This is a genomic window from Candidatus Merdisoma sp. HCP28S3_D10, from assembly GCF_052065835.1.
Taxonomy (GTDB): Bacteria; Bacillota; Clostridia; order Lachnospirales; family Lachnospiraceae; genus Laedolimicola.
In genome coordinates this window covers 106323-122862 of sequence record NZ_JBQHTG010000004.1, presented here as the reverse complement: position 1 = coordinate 122862, position 16540 = coordinate 106323, and the positions used below count along the sequence as shown (strand labels likewise).

Sequence of the window (16540 nt, the reverse complement as noted above, 5' to 3'; positions counted from 1 at the left end):
ACAACTGACAGAAATCTATGGCAGAAGATAAGAAATGGTTCGGAAGGGGCATCTACGGAAGTAAGGATGTCCCCATCCGTATTTTAGACGGATTTATTATAGGCGCGATTTGTTTCGTGGTGATTCTGGTGTTCTGGTTTGCCACCCATGGGGGTTATAATGTGACCTTTGATACAGAGGGCGGGTCGGAGATCGCCGCCCAGCGTCTGAAGCATGGAGAGCTGGCAAAGGAGCCGGAGATACCTTTGAAGCCCGGCTATACCTTCTGTGGTTGGATTACCTCAGAGGATGAAAGCCTGGCGAAGGAATGGAATTTTTCCGAGGACAGAGTGGAAAACGATCAGACTCTTTATGCGGTCTGGACGCCGGCAGAGGTGACGGTGAAGTTCGATTTGGACGGAGGAAAGGCATACGGTGAGGCTTTTATACCGGATAAAACGGTGACCTACGGCGAGGCCTACGGGGAGCTTCCGGTTCCGGAAAAGGAAGGCTTTCTTTTTGACGGCTGGGTATACAGCGGAGCTGTGATTAAGGCAGATACGACGGTGACGATGACCGGAGAGCATGTGCTGACAGCCCGGTGGATTCCGGCAGAGTGAGACTTGGATAAGGAGAAAGAGGATGAATCGTGACAAAGCGAGAATAGCGGTCTATGCGCTAGGCGGCCTGTATCTTTTATATCTGGCATGGCAGATGTTTCAGGGACTGCCCACGGCAGGTTCCGAAAAACCATTGATGATTGTGTTTCTTATCTTTTTTGTCGTGATAGGAGCGGCCATGGTTGGCTGGGGGCTTTATACCAGCTGGAAGGCGGCCAGCGGACGAAGTGCCGGAGTCGAAGGAGCAAAACAGAGCGACGAAGAGTCGGAAGAAGCTTCTGATGAAGTAAAATAAAATTGGAAAAGAATGGAAAAGAGCTTTCTGTAAATGATACAGAGGCTCTTTTTTACTGGAAATTTTACCATACATCAAGTATACTGGATAGCAGAACAGGAAAGTGAATGAAAGGATAAAGGACAGATAAGTATGACGAAGCAGGAACTTGCTCTGGAAATTATTGACAGATTAAAAAAGGAATATCCGGACGCGGATTGTACCCTGGATTACGATCAGGCCTGGAAGCTGCTGGTCAGCGTACGGCTGGCAGCCCAGTGTACCGACGCCCGGGTCAATGTGGTGGTAGAGAAGCTGTATGAAAAGTATCCGGATGTGAAGGCTCTGGCGGCGGCGCCGGTGGAGGATATCGAAGCCATCGTGAAGCCCTGCGGACTGGGCCACAGCAAGGCCCGGGATATCAGCGCCTGTATGAAGATTCTGGAGGAAAAATATGATGGAAATGTGCCGACCACCTTCGACGAACTTCTGGCGCTGCCGGGCGTGGGACGCAAAAGCGCCAACCTGATTATGGGAGATGTGTTCGGAAAACCGGCCATTGTCACCGACACCCACTGTATCCGTCTGGTGAACCGGATGGGGCTGGTGGACGGCATAAAAGACCCGAAGAGAGTGGAAATGGCCCTGTGGAAGCTGATTCCACCGGAGGAGGGCAGTGATTTCTGTCACCGCCTGGTCAATCACGGACGGGAGGTCTGTACGGCGCGGACCAAACCCTATTGTGAGAAATGCTGTCTGCAGGATATCTGCGCGAAAAATGGAGTAGAGGAGTAAAAATATGGAATACGCAATCGTTACACTGAAGAAGGGCGAGGGGCGCGCGCTGAAGGCGGGCGGAGCCTGGATTTACGATAATGAAATCGAATCAGTCATGGGACACTTTGAGGACGGGGATCTGGTTCTCGTCCGGGATTTTGACGGCTATGGACTGGGAAAGGGCTTTATCAACCGTCATTCCAAAATCCGGATCCGTATGATGACGAGAAATCCGGAGCAGGAGATTGACCGGGAATTTATATACAACCGTGTAAAAGCAGCCTGGGAGTACCGGAAGAAGACCGTGGACACTTCCAGCTGCCGTGTGATTTTTGGCGAGGCGGACTGGATTCCGGGTATGGTGGTGGACAAGTTTTCCGATGTGCTGGTGGTACAGGCGCTGGCGCTGGGAATTGACCGGATGAAGGAGACGGTGATAGAGGAACTGAAGAAGGTGCTTGCCGAGGACGGCGTCTCTATCCGCGGCGTCTATGAGCGAAGCGACGCCAAGGAGCGGGAAAAAGAAGGCATGGAGCGGGTCAAGGGCTTCCTGGGCGAGCCCTTTGACACGAATGTGGAGATCGTAGAAAACGGCGTCCGCTATCTGGTAGATGTGAAGGACGGTCAGAAGACAGGCTTTTTCCTGGATCAGAAGTACAACCGTCTGGCTATTCAGAAGCTCTGTAAGGACGCGAGAGTGCTGGACTGCTTTACCCATACGGGATCCTTTGCCCTGAACGCGGGCCTGGCCGGAGCCAAAGAGGTTATCGGCGTAGACGCCTCAGAGCTGGGCGTACATCAGGCGGAGTTAAACGCAAAGCTGAACGGCCTGGAGCAAACCGTGCGCTTTACATGCGCGGACGTCTTTGATCTGCTTCCGGATCTGGAGAAAAAGGGCGAGAAGTTTGATGTGGTGATTTTGGATCCCCCTGCCTTTACCAAGTCCCGGAATTCGATTAAGAATGCCACCAAGGGCTATCGGGAAATCAATATGCGGGGACTGAAGCTGGTGAAGGACGGAGGCTTTCTGGCTACCTGCTCCTGCTCCCATTTCATGAGCTACGAGCTGTTTACCCAGACCATTGCCCAGGCGGCAAAGAGCGTACATAAGCGGATCCGTCAGGTGGAATACCGGACCCAGGCGCCGGATCATCCGATTCTCTGGGCGGCAGACGAGTCTTATTATCTGAAATTTTATATCTTCCAGGTGTGTGAGGAAAAATAAAAATGCAGTTACCGGAATTATTTGAGGAAAAAATGAAAAATCTTCTGGGGGCAGAATATGACGAGTTCCGAAGAAGCTACGGGAAGGAACGCCGTCAGGCCCTGAGGGTGAACCCGGCAAAGCTGTCGGCGGCAGAGATGAAGGAGAGGAGTCCCTTTACTCTGGAGCCGGTGCCCTGGGCGAAGAACGGCTTTTATTACGGAGCGGAGGACCGTCCCGGCCGCCATCCCTGGCATGAGGCCGGCGTCTACTATATCCAGGAGCCCAGCGCCATGTCTGTGGCGGAGCTTGCGGGGGTACAGCCCGGGGAGCGGGTGCTGGATCTCTGCGCGGCTCCCGGCGGAAAAAGCACGCAGCTTGCGGCGGCACTGGAGGGCAGGGGCCTTCTGATATCCAATGAGATTCACCCGGCGCGGGCGAAGATTCTGGCCTCCAACGTGGAGCGGATGGGGATTCCGAACGCTGTGGTAACCAATGAGCCGCCGGAGCGGCTGTCATCTCATTTTCCGGCCTTTTTTGACCGGATTGTGGTGGACGCACCCTGCTCCGGAGAGGGAATGTTCCGGAAGGAGGAACAGGCGGTGCTCCAGTGGAGCCAGGAGAATGTGGAGCTCTGCGCCCGCAGGCAGCAGGATATTCTGGAGGAAGCAGCCGGGATGCTCCGGCCGGGCGGCGTGTTAGTCTATTCTACCTGTACCTTTGCGCCGGAGGAGGACGAGGAAAGTGTGGTGCGCTTCCTTCTGAAGCATCCGGAATTTTCTGTAAAAAAGACGGAGGCGTATGAGGGCTTTGCTCCGGGAAGACCGGAGTGTGTACGGCTTACGGAGGACGAAAAGGAGGGCATAAGCCCGGAACGGCTGGAGGAGATTCTCACCTCTGTCAGAGATACCTTCCGTCTGTGGCCCCACAGGCTTGACGGGGAAGGACATTACGCGGCGGTGCTGGAAAAAGCCGGAACAGGCAAAGCGGAGGCTGAAAAAAAGGCAGGGCGTGCTTCCGGTAAGCCTGGCAGAGGAACAGTGGACGCGGAAGCCTGGAGACTCTACGAGGAATTTGCGGCGGATACCCTGAAGAACCGCCCGGAGGGCGTGCCCATGCTTTTCGGGGAGCAGCTGTATCTGTTGCCCTGCGAGCTTAAGCTGGCGGGACTTAAGGTCTTACGTCCCGGCCTTCATCTGGGAACCGTAAAGAAGAAGCGCTTTGAGCCCGCCCATGCCTTGGCGCTTGCCTTGAGGGCGGAGGAGGTAAGGCGGACGGTGTCGTATCCGGCGGATTCCGGAGAGATCCGATCCTGGCTGTCGGGAGAAACACTTCCGGGAGGAGAGGGCAAGGGCTGGACGCTGGTTCTGGTAGATTCCTTCCCCCTGGGCTGGGGAAAGCTGGCCGGCGGAAGCCTGAAAAATCATTACCCCAAGGGGCTTCGGAAATAAGGGAACAGAACCTGTAAATTTGTGCAAATATCACACAAAATAGAAAAATAAACGGGTTTAGATTGACAAAAGCGACAAAAGGTGGCACAATGAATACAAGGCAGAGCTCAGACCAAATGTTGCGGACCGAACACGGAGGCTGCCGGGTTACATACTATTTCGTGGGAGGATTTTCTTATGAATGATTATGAACTGATCCGGGATATTCTGGACAAAAGCAGCTATACAGTAGCGATGTGTGGAACAGATATGATGAAGGAGTCCGGTATGCCCAGCCTTCGCGCTCCGGAGATTGCCTATCAGGTGGAGAAGGAGTTTGGCTATTCGCCGGAGGAGATTTTCTCTTCTGTATTTTACGCGAACCGCCCGGATACCTTTTTCAAGTATTACCGGGAGTGGATGCTGAAGCCCCATCTGGAGCCCAGCGCAGGCTTTTACGCGCTGGCGGAGCTGGAAAAGCGCGGAAAGCTGCAGTGCAGTATTGCGAATAATGTACACAATCTGCCGGGCCGGGCAGGCTGTCAGAAGGTGCTGAACCTCCACGGAACCATTTACGACAATGAGTGCCCAAGATGCGGAAGAAAGTATCCCATGGAATATATCCGGGATACCAACCGGGTACCTCTGTGCGAGGACTGTATGGCAGTGGTCCGTCCGAAGGTGCTGCTGTTTGGCGAGCAGGTGGACAACCAGATGATGACGGCGGCAGTAGAGGAGATTTCCAAGGCGCAGGTATTGCTGCTTCTGGGAACATCTATCGGCTCCGGTCTTTGCGAGCGGTATGTGAAGTATTTTAAGGGAGAGACTCTGATTATTATCAATGCAGCGGAGCATTTTACCGATGAAAAGGCGGATATTGTGCTGCGGGAGGAAGTGAAAACGGCGCTTCCGAAGATAGTAGGATTATAACAATACGGACAAACGAAGGAAAGGCAGGATGACAGCTATGAAGGCGCTGGAGGAAAAGATATTGCAGGAGGGCGTGGTCGTTGACGGAGATATTCTGAAGGTGGACGGCTTTGTAAACCATCAGATCGACGTGCCTCTTATGGAAGAAATTGGAAAAGACATGGCAGAGCATTTTAAGGGACAGGGAATTACGAAGGTATTTACCATCGAGTCATCGGGAATCGCTCCCGCCCTGTTTACGGCAAAGGAGCTGGGCGTGCCGTTGGTAGTGCTGAAGAAGCAGCAGACGGCAGACAGCCTGAAGACAGAGGTATGGCAGACGGAGGTCGTTTCCTATACAAAGGAAACCTCTTACCGGCTGACTCTGGCGAAGAATTATATTTCCGATGCGGATCACGTGCTGATTGTAGATGATTTCCTGGCAAACGGAGAAGCGGCGACCGGAGCGATCCGTCTGATCCGCAAGGCCCATGCCACGGTGGCGGGAATCGGCGTCCTGATTGAGAAGTCCTTCCAGCCGGGCCACGAAAAGCTGGAGAGCCAGGGCATCCACGTATATGCCCAGGCCAGCATTCAGGCCTTTGACAACGGAAAAGTGGTATTTTAAATGAGAGAGAAGAACAGAACAGGCGCGGACGCAGCAGTCCGCGCCTTTGAAAAGAGCGATATTTCACAGATTCTGCTCACCATCGGCGGTATGCTGATCTACGCCATCGGCATCAATAATTTTATCGTTCCGGCGGGACTCTACAGCGGCGGCATCATTGGTATCAGCCAGATTCTCCGTACCCTTCTGGTGCAGTATGCGCACCTGAATTTCGGCGGCACGGATATCGCAGGTATCATCAGTTTGATTCTGAATCTGCCGCTGTTTGTGCTGGCTTATATGTCGGTGGGACGCCATTTCTTTTGGAAGACAGTCATCTGCGTGGTGAGCCAGTCCCTGTTCCTGACTCTGATTCCGATTCCGGTCAGCCCCATTGTGGAGGATACGATTACGGCCACCCTGATCGGTGGCATCATCGTGGGAGCCGGTATCGGTATTTCCCTTCAGAGTGGCGGATGCAGCGGAGGAATCGATATCCTGGGCATGTATTTTACGAAGAAATACAATGGCTTCAGCGTGGGAAAGCTGAATCTGCTGATTAATCTGGTAATATATGGAAGCTGTGCTTTGCTCTTTGATATCAAGGTCGTGATCTATTGTATCATTTACGCGGCGGTGAATACGCTGATGGTGGATAAGACACACACCCAGAATATTCGGACGGCGGTGATCATCATTACCAAGGAGGATCCGGAGAAAATCAAGCATTATATCATGGACGAGCTGGCCCGGGGAGTCACCCATTGGAACGCGACGGCGGGCTATACGGACGACCGGTCGCATATCCTTTTCACGGTCATGTCCAAGCATGAACTGTCCATGCTAAAGCAGGAAATGAAGTATATCGACCCAAAGGCCTTCATTGTCAGCAAGGATAATGTGGGTATCGATGGAAGATTCGCGAAACATTTATAAAAAAATACGTATAGTATAAGAGGACGGAGGATTCCGGAATCTTTCTATAAGGAAAAAGCCTGCACCCGGATATGTGGGTGCAGGCTTTTTGCGCGGGAAGCTACTGAGCCTTATTTACGAAGGACTGACAGTCGGTACACTCCACCTTGGTGGGATTGGCTTCATGGGTGCCGACCTGGATCTTGTTCAGGGTACAGTAGTTTTCGTTCTGGGCGTGATGGGTACAGTTGTTGACGGTGCAGCCGATGGCTTCATTTTTGTTGGTCATCATATGAAATTCCTCCTTTACGGCGCGGCGAACCGCATTTGTTTGCGTTACAGAAGTATTGTGCGCCCGGCTGCGGATTTTATACACAAAAATTGTGTCTGTACTCTTATCAAATACTTGGGATTTTCTAAAAATTATATAAAATGGAAAATTGTTTCGCATCTCCGGGTATGTTATACTGGAGTGAATGATAGAAAAAGGAGAGGTAGCATGTCGTTTATCAGTGTATTTGATGTATTGGGGCCAAATATGATTGGTCCCTCCAGCTCCCACACGGCGGGAGCGGCCAGAATCGCTTATCTGGCCCAGAAAATGCTCGCGGGTCCGCTGGTGCAGGTAGATTTTATCCTGTATGGATCCTTTGCCCGTACCTATCGGGGACATGGAACAGATCGGGCGCTGCTGGGCGGTATCATGGGGTTTGATACGGACGATGAAAGGATTCGGGATTCCTTTCAGATAGCAGAGAAGCGGGGGATTCGGTTTTCCTTCACCACCAACGAGGAGGAGACGGAGGTGCATCCGAATACGGTGGACATCCATATGGTAAATGAGGCAGGCCGGAAGCTGACGGTCCGGGGAGAATCCCTGGGTGGCGGGAAGGCTCGTATCTGCCGGATTAACCGGGTGGAGGTGGATTTCACCGGAGAGTACAGCGCAGCGATAGTGATTCATCAGGACCGTCTTGGAGTGGCGGCCCATATCACCAGCGTGTTGAGCCGGCAGGGGGTCAATATTGCCTTTATGCGGCTGTTCCGGGAGGGCAAGGGCGATATCGCCTATACCATCGTGGAATCTGACGGGCAGCTGCCGGAGACCATCGCGGACAGGCTCCGGGAAAATGAGAACGTGCATGAAGTAATGATTGTGCAGCCGTAAAAAGAAGTGAGGGGTTTGGAAACATGGATTTTAAAAACGCAAACGAATTGTTGATACTTTGCGAAGAACAGAATATGCGTATCTCCGATGTCATGCGGCGAAGAGAGATGGAAGAGGGAGAAGTAAGCGGGGAAGCTGCGGATCTCCGAATGAAAAAGGCTTATCATATCATGCGGGAGTCGGTCCGTGGACCGCTGGACAAGCCGGGACGCTCCATGGGCGGCCTTCTGGGCGGGGAAGCGAAGACGCTCCGGGACTGGCAGCAGGGCGGCGGAAGAAGTCTCTGTGGTCCGGTTCTCGGAAAAGCCATTGCCTATGCCATGGCTGTCCTGGAAACCAACGCTTCCATGGGACTGATCGTGGCGGCGCCTACGGCGGGCTCCTCCGGTATCGTGCCGGGCGTCCTGCTGGCTTTAGAGGAGGAGTTTGGTTTTTCAGAGGAAGCGATGATACAGGCACTCTATAACGCGGGAGCAGTGGGCTACCTGGCTATGCGGAACGCTACGGTGGCAGGCGCTGTGGGCGGCTGTCAGGCCGAGGTGGGCGTGGCCTCCGCCATGGCGGCGTCGGCTGCCACAGAGCTTCTGGGCGGTTCTCCAAAGGCCTGTCTGGATGCTGCGGCTACCGTTCTGATGAATCTGCTGGGACTGGTCTGCGATCCGGTGGGCGGCCTGGTGGAATATCCCTGTCAGAACCGCAACGCCGCAGGCGCAGCCAACGCCCTGACCGCTGCGGAAATGGCTCTGGCAGGCGTGCCCCAGCTGATTCCGCTGGACGAAATGATCGCGGTGATGTACAACGTGGGCAGACGGCTTCCGGCAGAGCTTCGGGAGACGGCCCTCGGTGGCTGCGCTACCGCGCCGTCGGCCTGTGAAGCCTGTGGAAAGTGCGGCTGAGAAATTTGAATTGACCCCTTTACAAATATTTCATTTTCGAGTATAATAGCAGTTGCTGACACAGCATGCTGGAATAGCTCAGTTGGTAGAGCACTTCACTCGTAATGAAGGGGTCGTCGGTTCAAGTCCGATTTCCAGCTGGATACAAAAGAAGCCTTGAGGAACAATTCCTCAGGGCTTTTGTGATCTTTGGAAAGGTTCTGGATGAATCATAAATATAATGTAGTAGCGGGGATACTAGTTTAAAGGAGAAAAGGTAATTTGAAATTATATCACGGAACAAATTACAGTTCAGCCATAAGTATATGCAGAGAAGGGGTTGAACTGTCATGCAGTAAACAATATCTTGATTTTGGACCGGGATTTTATGCAACACCCAGTTATCAGCATGCGGCATTTACCGCCATTCGAAGAACAGATGCAAGAAATAAAAGATATCATTTGTCGGAGGAACCGTATATTGTTCAGTTTCATTACAATCCATTAAAAGAGGAAGGGGTATTGATAAAAAGTTTTCGAAAACCGGATGCAGAGTGGGGAAAATTTATTTTAAATAACAGATTAGAGGAGGAAAGACTGCAAGCATATCATATAACAGAGCATAATCAGGATTCCAGATATGACATTTGCGTGGGAGAAATTGCAGATGGAGCTGTGGTGAATTGCGCTTATCGGGTAAATGTCGGAGAGTGGAAGCCGGAAGATATAAAATATACACAATTCATGAAGGAGAATGGAAGGGCTTATCCTTTACAATATTCGTTTCACACAGAGAAAGGGCTTGCTTGCATATCCGATTTAAACTGTGGTATACTACAAAATAAAGAACGGTATATAAAAATGATAAGACAGGATGTGAGGTAGAATATGAAGAATGTAGAAATTAGTGAATTTAAAAAATTTGTGAGACAGACGCTTATGAAAAAATATCATATGTCGGAGCTTGAGGCACAAAAAGCAGTGCGGGATTCATATTTATCGCTTGCATTGAAAAAAGATAAGAATTATGTAGAACATGATTCAGTAGAAGAGTGGGCAGATTTTGTATACGAGGAGTATCAGAACGGAAACTTACTTCAGATGTGATAAAACAGGGATATCGGACAAAAAAGAACGATATCCCATTCTTTTTATTAAAAGGAAAAATTACTTCAGATCCAACTCCACAGGGCAGTGATCCGAACCGAAAATCTCCGTGTGAATGGAGGCGTTTTCCAACCGGTCCTTCAGCCGTTCGGATACGATAAAATAATCAATGCGCCACCCCGCGTTCTTTTCACGGGCACGGAAGCGGTAGGACCACCAGGAGTAGACGCCCTCGGCGTCCGGATAGAAATACCGGAAGGTATCCACAAAGCCAGAACTTAGGACCGTAGTCATTTTCGCCCGTTCCTCGTCTGTAAATCCGGCATTCTTCCGGTTGGTCTTCGGGTTTTTCAGGTCAATCTCCTGATGGGCCACATTCAGATCCCCGCAGTAGATTACAGGTTTCTTCCTGTCCAGGCTTTGGATATAAGCGAGAAAATCATCTTCCCACTGCATCCGGTAATCCAGACGCTTCAGCCCATCCTGGGAGTTGGGGGTGTAGACGGTCACCAGATAATAGTCCTCAAATTCCAGGGTAATGACCCGGCCTTCGTGGTCATGCTCTTCAACGCCGATTCCGTAGGCGACGCTTAAGGGCTCTTTTCTGGTAAATACAGCCGTACCGCTGTAGCCCTTTTTCTCGGCGTAATTCCAGTACTGATGATAGCCGGGCAGATCGAGCGTAATCTGTCCCTCCTGAAGCTTGGTTTCCTGCAGACAGAAAATGTCGGCATTAAGCTTCTCAAAATCTTCCATAAAATTTTTCCCGACACAGGCCCGAAGCCCGTTCACATTCCAGGAAATCAGTTTCATAGGAGCCTCCTTGCAGAAAAGATTTGATCTTTCCTTGTATTTTACATATAATAATAGTATTATAATAATTCTGCGGAAGAATGTAAAGAAGCGCAGGAAAAGCATTATAAACAAAAGAATAAGGATAGAGGAGAAGAAGTTATATGGAGAAGTTACTGGATCGGATTACCGCAGCGGTATCCGAAGCCTTTGTAAACTGCGGCTATGAGGCCGAGTACGGAAAGGTAACCATTTCCAACCGGCCGGATCTGTGCGAGTATCAGTGTAATGGCGCCATGGCAGGCGCGAAGAAGTATCACTGTGTGCCCATTCAGATTGCCACAAAGGTGGCGGAGAGCCTGAAGGATCAGGAGCTGTTTTCCGAGGTGGACGCGGTGAATCCCGGCTTTCTGAATCTGAAGCTTGGTCCCGCGTATGTGCAGGAATACCTGCAGGCTATGGCAGATGACGAGCGCCTGGGCTGCGACAGAACAGAGAATCCGAAGACCATTATCATTGACTACGGCGGACCCAACGTGGCGAAGCCGTTGCATGTGGGACATCTCCGCTCGGCCATCATCGGTGAGAGCGTGAAGCGTCTGGGACGTTTTGTGGGGCACCATGTGACCGGCGATATCCATCTGGGCGACTGGGGTCTGCAGATGGGACTGATTATCACGGAACTTCGGGAGCGCAAGCCGGACCTGGTATATTTTGATGAAAATTACACAGGTGAGTATCCGACCGAGGCGCCTTTTACCATTTCCGAGCTGGAGGAGATCTATCCGGCAGCCAGCGCCCGGTCCAAGGAGGACGAGGCCTACAAGGAGCAGGCGATGCACGCCACCTATCTGGTGCAGCATGGCCACAGAGGCTATCAGGCTATCCTGCAGCACATCTTAAATGTGTCCGTGACCGACCTGAAGCGCAATTACGCGAACCTGAATGTAGAATTTGATCTGTGGAAGGGCGAGTCCGACGCGCAGCCTTATATCCCGGATATGGTAGAGAAGCTGAAAAAGGAAGGCTTTGCATACGAGAGCGAGGGCGCGCTAGTGGTAGACGTCAAGGAAGACACCGACACCAAGGAGGTTCCGCCCTGTATGATTCTCAAGTCTGACGGAGCGTCCCTGTATACCACCACCGACCTGGCAACTCTGGTGGAGCGCCGGAAGCTCTTTGATCCGGACGAGGTTATCTATGTGGTGGATAAGCGTCAGGAGATGCATTTTATCCAGGTATTCCGTTGTGCCAAGAAGACAGGCCTGGTGAAGCCGGAGACGGATCTGGAATTCTTAGGCTTTGGCACCATGAACGGCAAGGACGGCAAGCCCTTCAAGACCCGTGAGGGCGGCGTGATGCGTCTGGAGTACCTGATTTCCGATATCAACGAAAAGATGTATCAGAAAATCGCGGAGAATCCTGAGATTTCCGAGGAAGAAGCAAGGGAGACGGCCAGAAAAATCGGTCTTTCCGCCATCAAGTACGGCGACCTGTCCAACCAGGCGTCCAAGGACTATGTCTTTGATATCGACCGCTTTACCTCCTTTGAGGGCAATACCGGCCCCTATATCCTGTACACCATCGTGCGGATTAAGTCCATTCTGAACAAGTATCAGGCTCAGGGCGGCGATCTGACAAAGGGACGGATTCCGGCAGCGGAAAATGACAGTCAGAAGACGCTGGAGCTGACTCTGGCCCGTTTCAACGGCGCGCTGGAGAATGCCTTCGACGAGCTGGCGCCCCACAAGGTCTGCGCTTATATCTATGAGCTGGCCAATGCCTTCAACAAGTTCTACCACGAGACGAAGATTCTCGGCGAGGAGAACGAGGAGAAGCGTGCAGATCTGGTAGCTGTGCTGCAGCTAACCAAGCGGGTACTGGAGACCTGTATTGATGTGCTGGGCTTCGAAGCGCCGGAGAGAATGTAAGATAAATATTATGAAAATAAATGGCGGAAAGTCCTAAAAATGCAGGATTTTCCGCCACTCTCATTTTATGTCATGTCCATATGTACGCATTTATGCTAAGATAAAATTAGAAAAACGCAGCAGGAGGATTTCACCATGGAACAGATCAAGACCGGAAAATTCATTGCGGAACTGAGAAAGGAAAAGGGCATGACCCAGGAACAGCTTGGGGAAAGGCTTGGCGTCAATTCCCGCAGTGTTTCCCGCTGGGAAAATGGTCACGGAATGCCGGATATTTCGCCCTTGCTCGAACTGGCAGATGTGCTGGGTGTGACAGTGCAGGAGTTACTGGAGGGAAGCAGACGGGAAAGGAAAAGTGGAAATGTCGGAGTCGTCACCTATGAGGGATTGCATACCGTGGTGCAGTATCTGAATCAGGAGCGGGCAGCCTGGAAGAAACAGATCGATTCCAGCCTGAAATTCAGTCTGTTTTGCGTAGGTGTGGCCACTGTCGGATATGTGGTTATGGAGCTGCTCCGGGCATACAGAGGAATAGATGGCGGCGGCATCATCGATGGAGTTCTGATTCTGATGCTGTGCAGTTTTATCCGTATCCTGCAATGCCAGCGTATGAACAAAGATGAATACGAGTTCACCACTGACCAGCTGGAAAGCCTGATGGAAAATCAGTGCCCGAAAATGCACACGGCTCAAGAGATGCTGTACTTTCTGAAAAGCCGCCAGCAGCCGGAGCCGGACGAAAGTAAGTGCGAGAAGATCCTGAAAGCCATCGAAACGGAATTGAAGCCTGGCGAAGCCGTCGAACTGGTCACTCAGTATGGCGAATACACCCGAAACGCTCTCCCTATGATGTGGCACCCTATCATCGCCTTCACCGACCACCGCATGATCATCGGAGGTGAACGTCAGAAGGGCATGATCCTGGTGGAATATGACACGGAAAGCTACGAAAAAGACGACATCATTTCCAACCGTACTGTATGTGACGGCATTCAATGGGAAATGCTCATCGGCACGAAGCAGGCGGAGCTTCGGTTTAGCTTCAAAAAGAAACGGAAACTGCAGAAAGATAGAGACAAAACCTCGGAAAAATAGAAGAAAACAGGGTTGCAAAAAGTTTTCGAAAAGGGGAAAAATGCCGTAGGTTCCGCAAAAGAACCCGCGGCATTTTTTATTGGCGTAAAAGAAAGAGTGTTTAATCAGCTACCGCCAACTGCTTCACCTGCGCGAACGCTTTATTCACCGCCGGAATCGCCAGCACAATCAACGTAATAGCCGCCTCGCAGCCCAGATAAGAGCCGTTGTAGGCCAGAGAATAAACCGGGGCGCTCATGCCGGATCCTTCCGCGTACATGCCGAAGAAAATCAGGCCGGACAGGAACGCAAAGAGGTAGCGGCCCAGGACGCCTACAATGTAGCCTTTCACAAGGCCATTTTTCTTGTTACAGAAGATACCGGACAAACCCAGTGCGCCGAAGGCCAGGACATAGTCCGTAATCATCTGGGGCAGGCTGATGATATAAGGATCGGAGATGAGCTGTAACAGGCCGTAGGCCACGCCGGTCATAATACCAGTCCGCAGGCCGTACCAGTAACCGATACAGCAGATGAACAGCATGGAAAACAAGGTAACGGATCCACCCATGGGAGCCTCAAAAAGCTTCAGGAAGGACGTGATCATGGCCAAAGCCATGGCAACGGCAGAAAAAACCAGGTGCTTCGTTTTGAATTTCGCCTTGTCTCCGGTGAGATAGCAGGCCAGAATCAGAAGAACCAGCATCAGGGCGACCAGAGCGCCGTAGCCCAGGCCTGTCAGGTTGTAGATGGTACCGCCGTATTCATCCACCAGCTTGGTAGCAAAAAGTGACATAAAAAAACCTCCTTAGGTATGAAAAAAATTTCACAGGAGGGGATACAAAAGATGCTTCCTTACGCCGGTATTAACCGGTTCAAGTAATGAGGGTCAACACAGAAGTGTATTCTCAGCCTTTGGCTCCCCTAGCTTTCGCTATGTGATTAATTTAAATATAGGTCAGACAGAGAAGAAAGTCAAGCGCGGATTTGACAGGGACAAAGAAGGGGCTTATACTTGTAAAATACAAAGCTATAAGGGAGAATACCATGAACCGAGTACCGAACAACAAAAAAGTCATCTTTATCTTAAGCGCTCTCTGCTGCCTTTTGCTGGTGGGCGTAAATCTCTATCAGCAGAAGACCTGGCGGAGTATGGATTTGATCCTCTGCATGGGACAGAGCAATATGAGCGGCGCCGGCGGGGACGCTTCGGAAGCGCCCGGGCTCACCGAAGGGGCGGGTTATGAGTACCGGGCCGTGACCGATCCGGATACCCTGCATGTGCTTTCAGAGCCCTTTGGAGAGAAGGAAAACCGGGGCGCCCTGGACGACACCGAGCTTCTGGAGCGCAAGGGAAGCCTGGTGACCGCCTTTGTAAATGCCTATTATGAGCAGACGAAGGTTCCGGTGGTGGCGGTCTCCGCGTCCCGGGGAAGCTCTTCCCTGAACGGCTGGAATACCAAGGGACTGCGGGAGGAAGCGGCGGATCGCCTTGCCGCGGCGAAGGAGTGCATGAGAAAGGAGAAAATCCACGTGCGCCATACCTATATGCTCTGGTTTCAGGGCGAGGCGGACGCCAACTTAAAGGCCACAAAGGAAGAGTATGAGACGGGCTTGCGCACCCTGGTTTCCTATATGGAGGAGCAGGGCGTAGAGAAATGCTTTGTGATAGAGCTGGGGCCGGATTTGGAGGATCCGGGAAAGCACCGGGAGGTAATGGAGGCACAGCTGGAGAGCTGTGAAAAAAATCAAGATATGGTTCTCGTGTCCGTCCTTCCGGCAGAGCTTCTGGATCCGGAGCTGAGAGACGTATTGGGGATTCATTATGGACAGGAGGCGTTGAACCAGATTGGGGCGGACGCCGGAAAAAATGCGGGAGAGTATGTAAAAGAGCATGGAGCAGAGAAATAGTATCGGAAAGACCTTATGGGACATCGGTTCCCCTTTTTTGCTGTATGTGATATTGAGTATGAGCCTCCAGGACGCCCTGGCGCTCTGCCTGACGCCCTGGCTGGACGAGGCGGAATATCTGACGTGGAGCCTGGCGGCGGTCAACGCGCTGGAGATTCCAATTTTTTACCGGATGTACCGGACGCGGCAGGGAAGCCGGAGCCGGGAAATTCCGGAAAGAAGCTGGATTCCGGCGGTTCTGGGCGCTGTCTTTTTGGGACGGGGCTTCAATCTGCTGCTGGGCCTGACGCCGCTTCCGACCCTGTTTCCGGGATATCAGTCAGCCACAGACAGCCTTTACGGCGGTGGGCTTCCCGCCCTTCTGGCAGCCAGCGTAGTGACGGCGCCGGTCCTGGAGGAGCTGCTGGTTCGAGGGCTCCTATATGGGGAGCTGAAAAAGGCGCTGCAGAACCGGTATGCGGCGATGGTCTGCGCTTCTCTTTTATTCGGAATCCTACACGGCAATCTGGTTCAGGGGATTTTCGCTTTTCTGACCGGACTTTATCTCAACTGGATTTGTGAGGCAGAGGATTCCCTGCTTCCGTCCATACTGGCCCACAGCGCGCTGAATGCTTCCACCATCTGGCTTTCGCAGGCAGAGCCAGAATGGCTTTCAAAGTTCCTTAGTTGGACGCCCGGATATCTGCTCCTGACGGCGGTATGTCTGCTGGCGGGCTTCGCATGCTGGAAAAAAATCCGGATTATGAAATAAAATAAGAGAAAAGATACAGCTTGAATTGTTTGGATAGGCTGTAGTATGAGAGAAAAAAGAGAAAATATAGACACAATTTTAAGAATATAACGGAATTCACAAATAATCTGACAACTATGGAAATATTTTCTCTTTACATCTGAAAAAATTCGTTGTATAGTACGGATAGAGTCAACTAAATTTCATAAGAAAGAGCGAGCAAAGGCGAGTTCAGAG

19 protein-coding genes, 1 tRNA gene and 1 riboswitch are annotated in these 16540 nt (G+C 51.7%); of the genes, 17 read left to right on the top strand and 3 right to left on the bottom strand.

The window, feature by feature from the left end:
- Window positions 1-17 precede the first annotated feature (17 nt).
- The 8 genes from ACTNCH_RS10935 (at window position 18) to ACTNCH_RS10900 (ending at window position 6736) form a co-directional block, all read left to right on the top strand.
- Entirely contained in the window at window positions 18-599 is a 582-nt protein-coding gene (locus ACTNCH_RS10935; RefSeq protein ID WP_441018159.1) for an InlB B-repeat-containing protein, read from the top strand.
- Window positions 600-621: 22 nt separating this feature from the next.
- Complete coding sequence (locus tag ACTNCH_RS10930) at window positions 622-894, top strand: hypothetical protein (RefSeq protein ID WP_441018161.1); 273 nt, start codon at window positions 622-624, stop codon at window positions 892-894.
- A gap of 132 nt (window positions 895-1026) precedes the next feature.
- Complete coding sequence (locus ACTNCH_RS10925; RefSeq protein ID WP_441018163.1) at window positions 1027-1668, top strand: endonuclease III domain-containing protein; 642 nt, start codon at window positions 1027-1029, stop codon at window positions 1666-1668.
- A gap of 4 nt (window positions 1669-1672) precedes the next feature.
- On the top strand, window positions 1673-2875 hold the full coding sequence (locus ACTNCH_RS10920) for a class I SAM-dependent rRNA methyltransferase (RefSeq protein ID WP_441018165.1): 1203 nt from the start codon (window positions 1673-1675) through the stop codon (window positions 2873-2875).
- A 2-nt stretch (window positions 2876-2877) separates the two neighbouring features.
- Window positions 2878-4305 carry an RsmB/NOP family class I SAM-dependent RNA methyltransferase gene (locus ACTNCH_RS10915; RefSeq protein WP_441018167.1) on the top strand — a complete coding sequence of 476 codons (1428 nt, stop codon included), beginning with the start codon at window positions 2878-2880 and terminating at the stop codon, window positions 4303-4305.
- Window positions 4306-4482: 177 nt separating this feature from the next.
- Window positions 4483-5214 carry an SIR2 family NAD-dependent protein deacylase gene (locus tag ACTNCH_RS10910; RefSeq protein ID WP_441018169.1) on the top strand — a complete coding sequence of 244 codons (732 nt, stop codon included), beginning with the start codon at window positions 4483-4485 and terminating at the stop codon, window positions 5212-5214.
- Window positions 5215-5251: 37 nt separating this feature from the next.
- Entirely contained in the window at window positions 5252-5821 is a 570-nt protein-coding gene (locus ACTNCH_RS10905) for a xanthine phosphoribosyltransferase (RefSeq protein WP_441018370.1), read from the top strand.
- On the top strand, window positions 5822-6736 hold the full coding sequence (locus ACTNCH_RS10900; protein ID WP_441018171.1) for a YitT family protein: 915 nt from the start codon (window positions 5822-5824) through the stop codon (window positions 6734-6736). It begins immediately after the preceding gene.
- 100 nt (window positions 6737-6836) lie between these two features.
- Here the strand turns inward: ACTNCH_RS10900 and ACTNCH_RS10895 are convergent, their stop codons facing one another.
- Complete coding sequence (locus ACTNCH_RS10895) at window positions 6837-7007, bottom strand: DUF1540 domain-containing protein (protein WP_441018173.1); 171 nt, start codon at window positions 7005-7007, stop codon at window positions 6837-6839.
- A 207-nt stretch (window positions 7008-7214) separates the two neighbouring features.
- Between ACTNCH_RS10895 and sdaAB the strand changes: the two genes are divergently transcribed.
- From sdaAB to ACTNCH_RS10870, 5 genes are all read left to right on the top strand, one after another.
- Window positions 7215-7883, top strand: a complete 669-nt coding sequence (gene sdaAB, locus ACTNCH_RS10890) for an L-serine ammonia-lyase, iron-sulfur-dependent subunit beta (RefSeq protein ID WP_441018175.1) — start codon at window positions 7215-7217, stop codon at window positions 7881-7883.
- A 23-nt stretch (window positions 7884-7906) separates the two neighbouring features.
- Window positions 7907-8779, top strand: a complete 873-nt coding sequence (gene sdaAA / locus ACTNCH_RS10885) for an L-serine ammonia-lyase, iron-sulfur-dependent, subunit alpha (protein WP_441018177.1) — start codon at window positions 7907-7909, stop codon at window positions 8777-8779.
- Between the two features lie 67 nt (window positions 8780-8846).
- Window positions 8847-8919, top strand: a tRNA-Thr gene (locus ACTNCH_RS10880).
- A gap of 121 nt (window positions 8920-9040) precedes the next feature.
- A complete protein-coding gene (locus ACTNCH_RS10875) occupies window positions 9041-9643 on the top strand; it encodes a DUF3990 domain-containing protein (RefSeq protein ID WP_441018179.1) in 603 nt (200 codons plus the stop codon).
- Between the two features lie 3 nt (window positions 9644-9646).
- Window positions 9647-9865 carry a hypothetical protein gene (locus tag ACTNCH_RS10870; protein ID WP_441018181.1) on the top strand — a complete coding sequence of 73 codons (219 nt, stop codon included), beginning with the start codon at window positions 9647-9649 and terminating at the stop codon, window positions 9863-9865.
- A gap of 60 nt (window positions 9866-9925) precedes the next feature.
- Here ACTNCH_RS10870 and ACTNCH_RS10865 read toward each other — a convergent pair whose 3' ends face one another.
- Window positions 9926-10678, bottom strand: a complete 753-nt coding sequence (locus tag ACTNCH_RS10865) for an exodeoxyribonuclease III (RefSeq protein WP_441018183.1) — start codon at window positions 10676-10678, stop codon at window positions 9926-9928.
- Between the two features lie 143 nt (window positions 10679-10821).
- Here ACTNCH_RS10865 and argS point away from each other — a divergent pair, with 143 nt between their 5' ends.
- Window positions 10822-12588, top strand: a complete 1767-nt coding sequence (argS, locus tag ACTNCH_RS10860) for an arginine--tRNA ligase (RefSeq protein ID WP_441018185.1) — start codon at window positions 10822-10824, stop codon at window positions 12586-12588.
- A 135-nt stretch (window positions 12589-12723) separates the two neighbouring features.
- Window positions 12724-13683, top strand: coding sequence for a helix-turn-helix domain-containing protein (locus tag ACTNCH_RS10855; protein WP_441018187.1), 960 nt, complete (start codon window positions 12724-12726; stop codon window positions 13681-13683).
- A 100-nt stretch (window positions 13684-13783) separates the two neighbouring features.
- Here ACTNCH_RS10855 and thiT read toward each other — a convergent pair whose 3' ends face one another.
- Window positions 13784-14458 carry an energy-coupled thiamine transporter ThiT gene (gene thiT, locus ACTNCH_RS10850; RefSeq protein ID WP_441018189.1) on the bottom strand — a complete coding sequence of 225 codons (675 nt, stop codon included), beginning with the start codon at window positions 14456-14458 and terminating at the stop codon, window positions 13784-13786.
- Between the two features lie 39 nt (window positions 14459-14497).
- Window positions 14498-14598, bottom strand: a riboswitch (TPP riboswitch).
- 111 nt (window positions 14599-14709) lie between these two features.
- Here thiT and ACTNCH_RS10845 point away from each other — a divergent pair.
- Together ACTNCH_RS10845 and ACTNCH_RS10840 are read left to right on the top strand one after the other, a co-directional pair.
- Window positions 14710-15573 carry a sialate O-acetylesterase gene (locus tag ACTNCH_RS10845; RefSeq protein WP_441018191.1) on the top strand — a complete coding sequence of 288 codons (864 nt, stop codon included), beginning with the start codon at window positions 14710-14712 and terminating at the stop codon, window positions 15571-15573.
- Window positions 15557-16324, top strand: coding sequence for a lysostaphin resistance A-like protein (locus ACTNCH_RS10840; RefSeq protein WP_441018193.1), 768 nt, complete (start codon window positions 15557-15559; stop codon window positions 16322-16324). The genes ACTNCH_RS10845 and ACTNCH_RS10840 overlap by 17 nt, the downstream gene beginning before the upstream one ends.
- Window positions 16325-16540 lie beyond the last annotated feature (216 nt).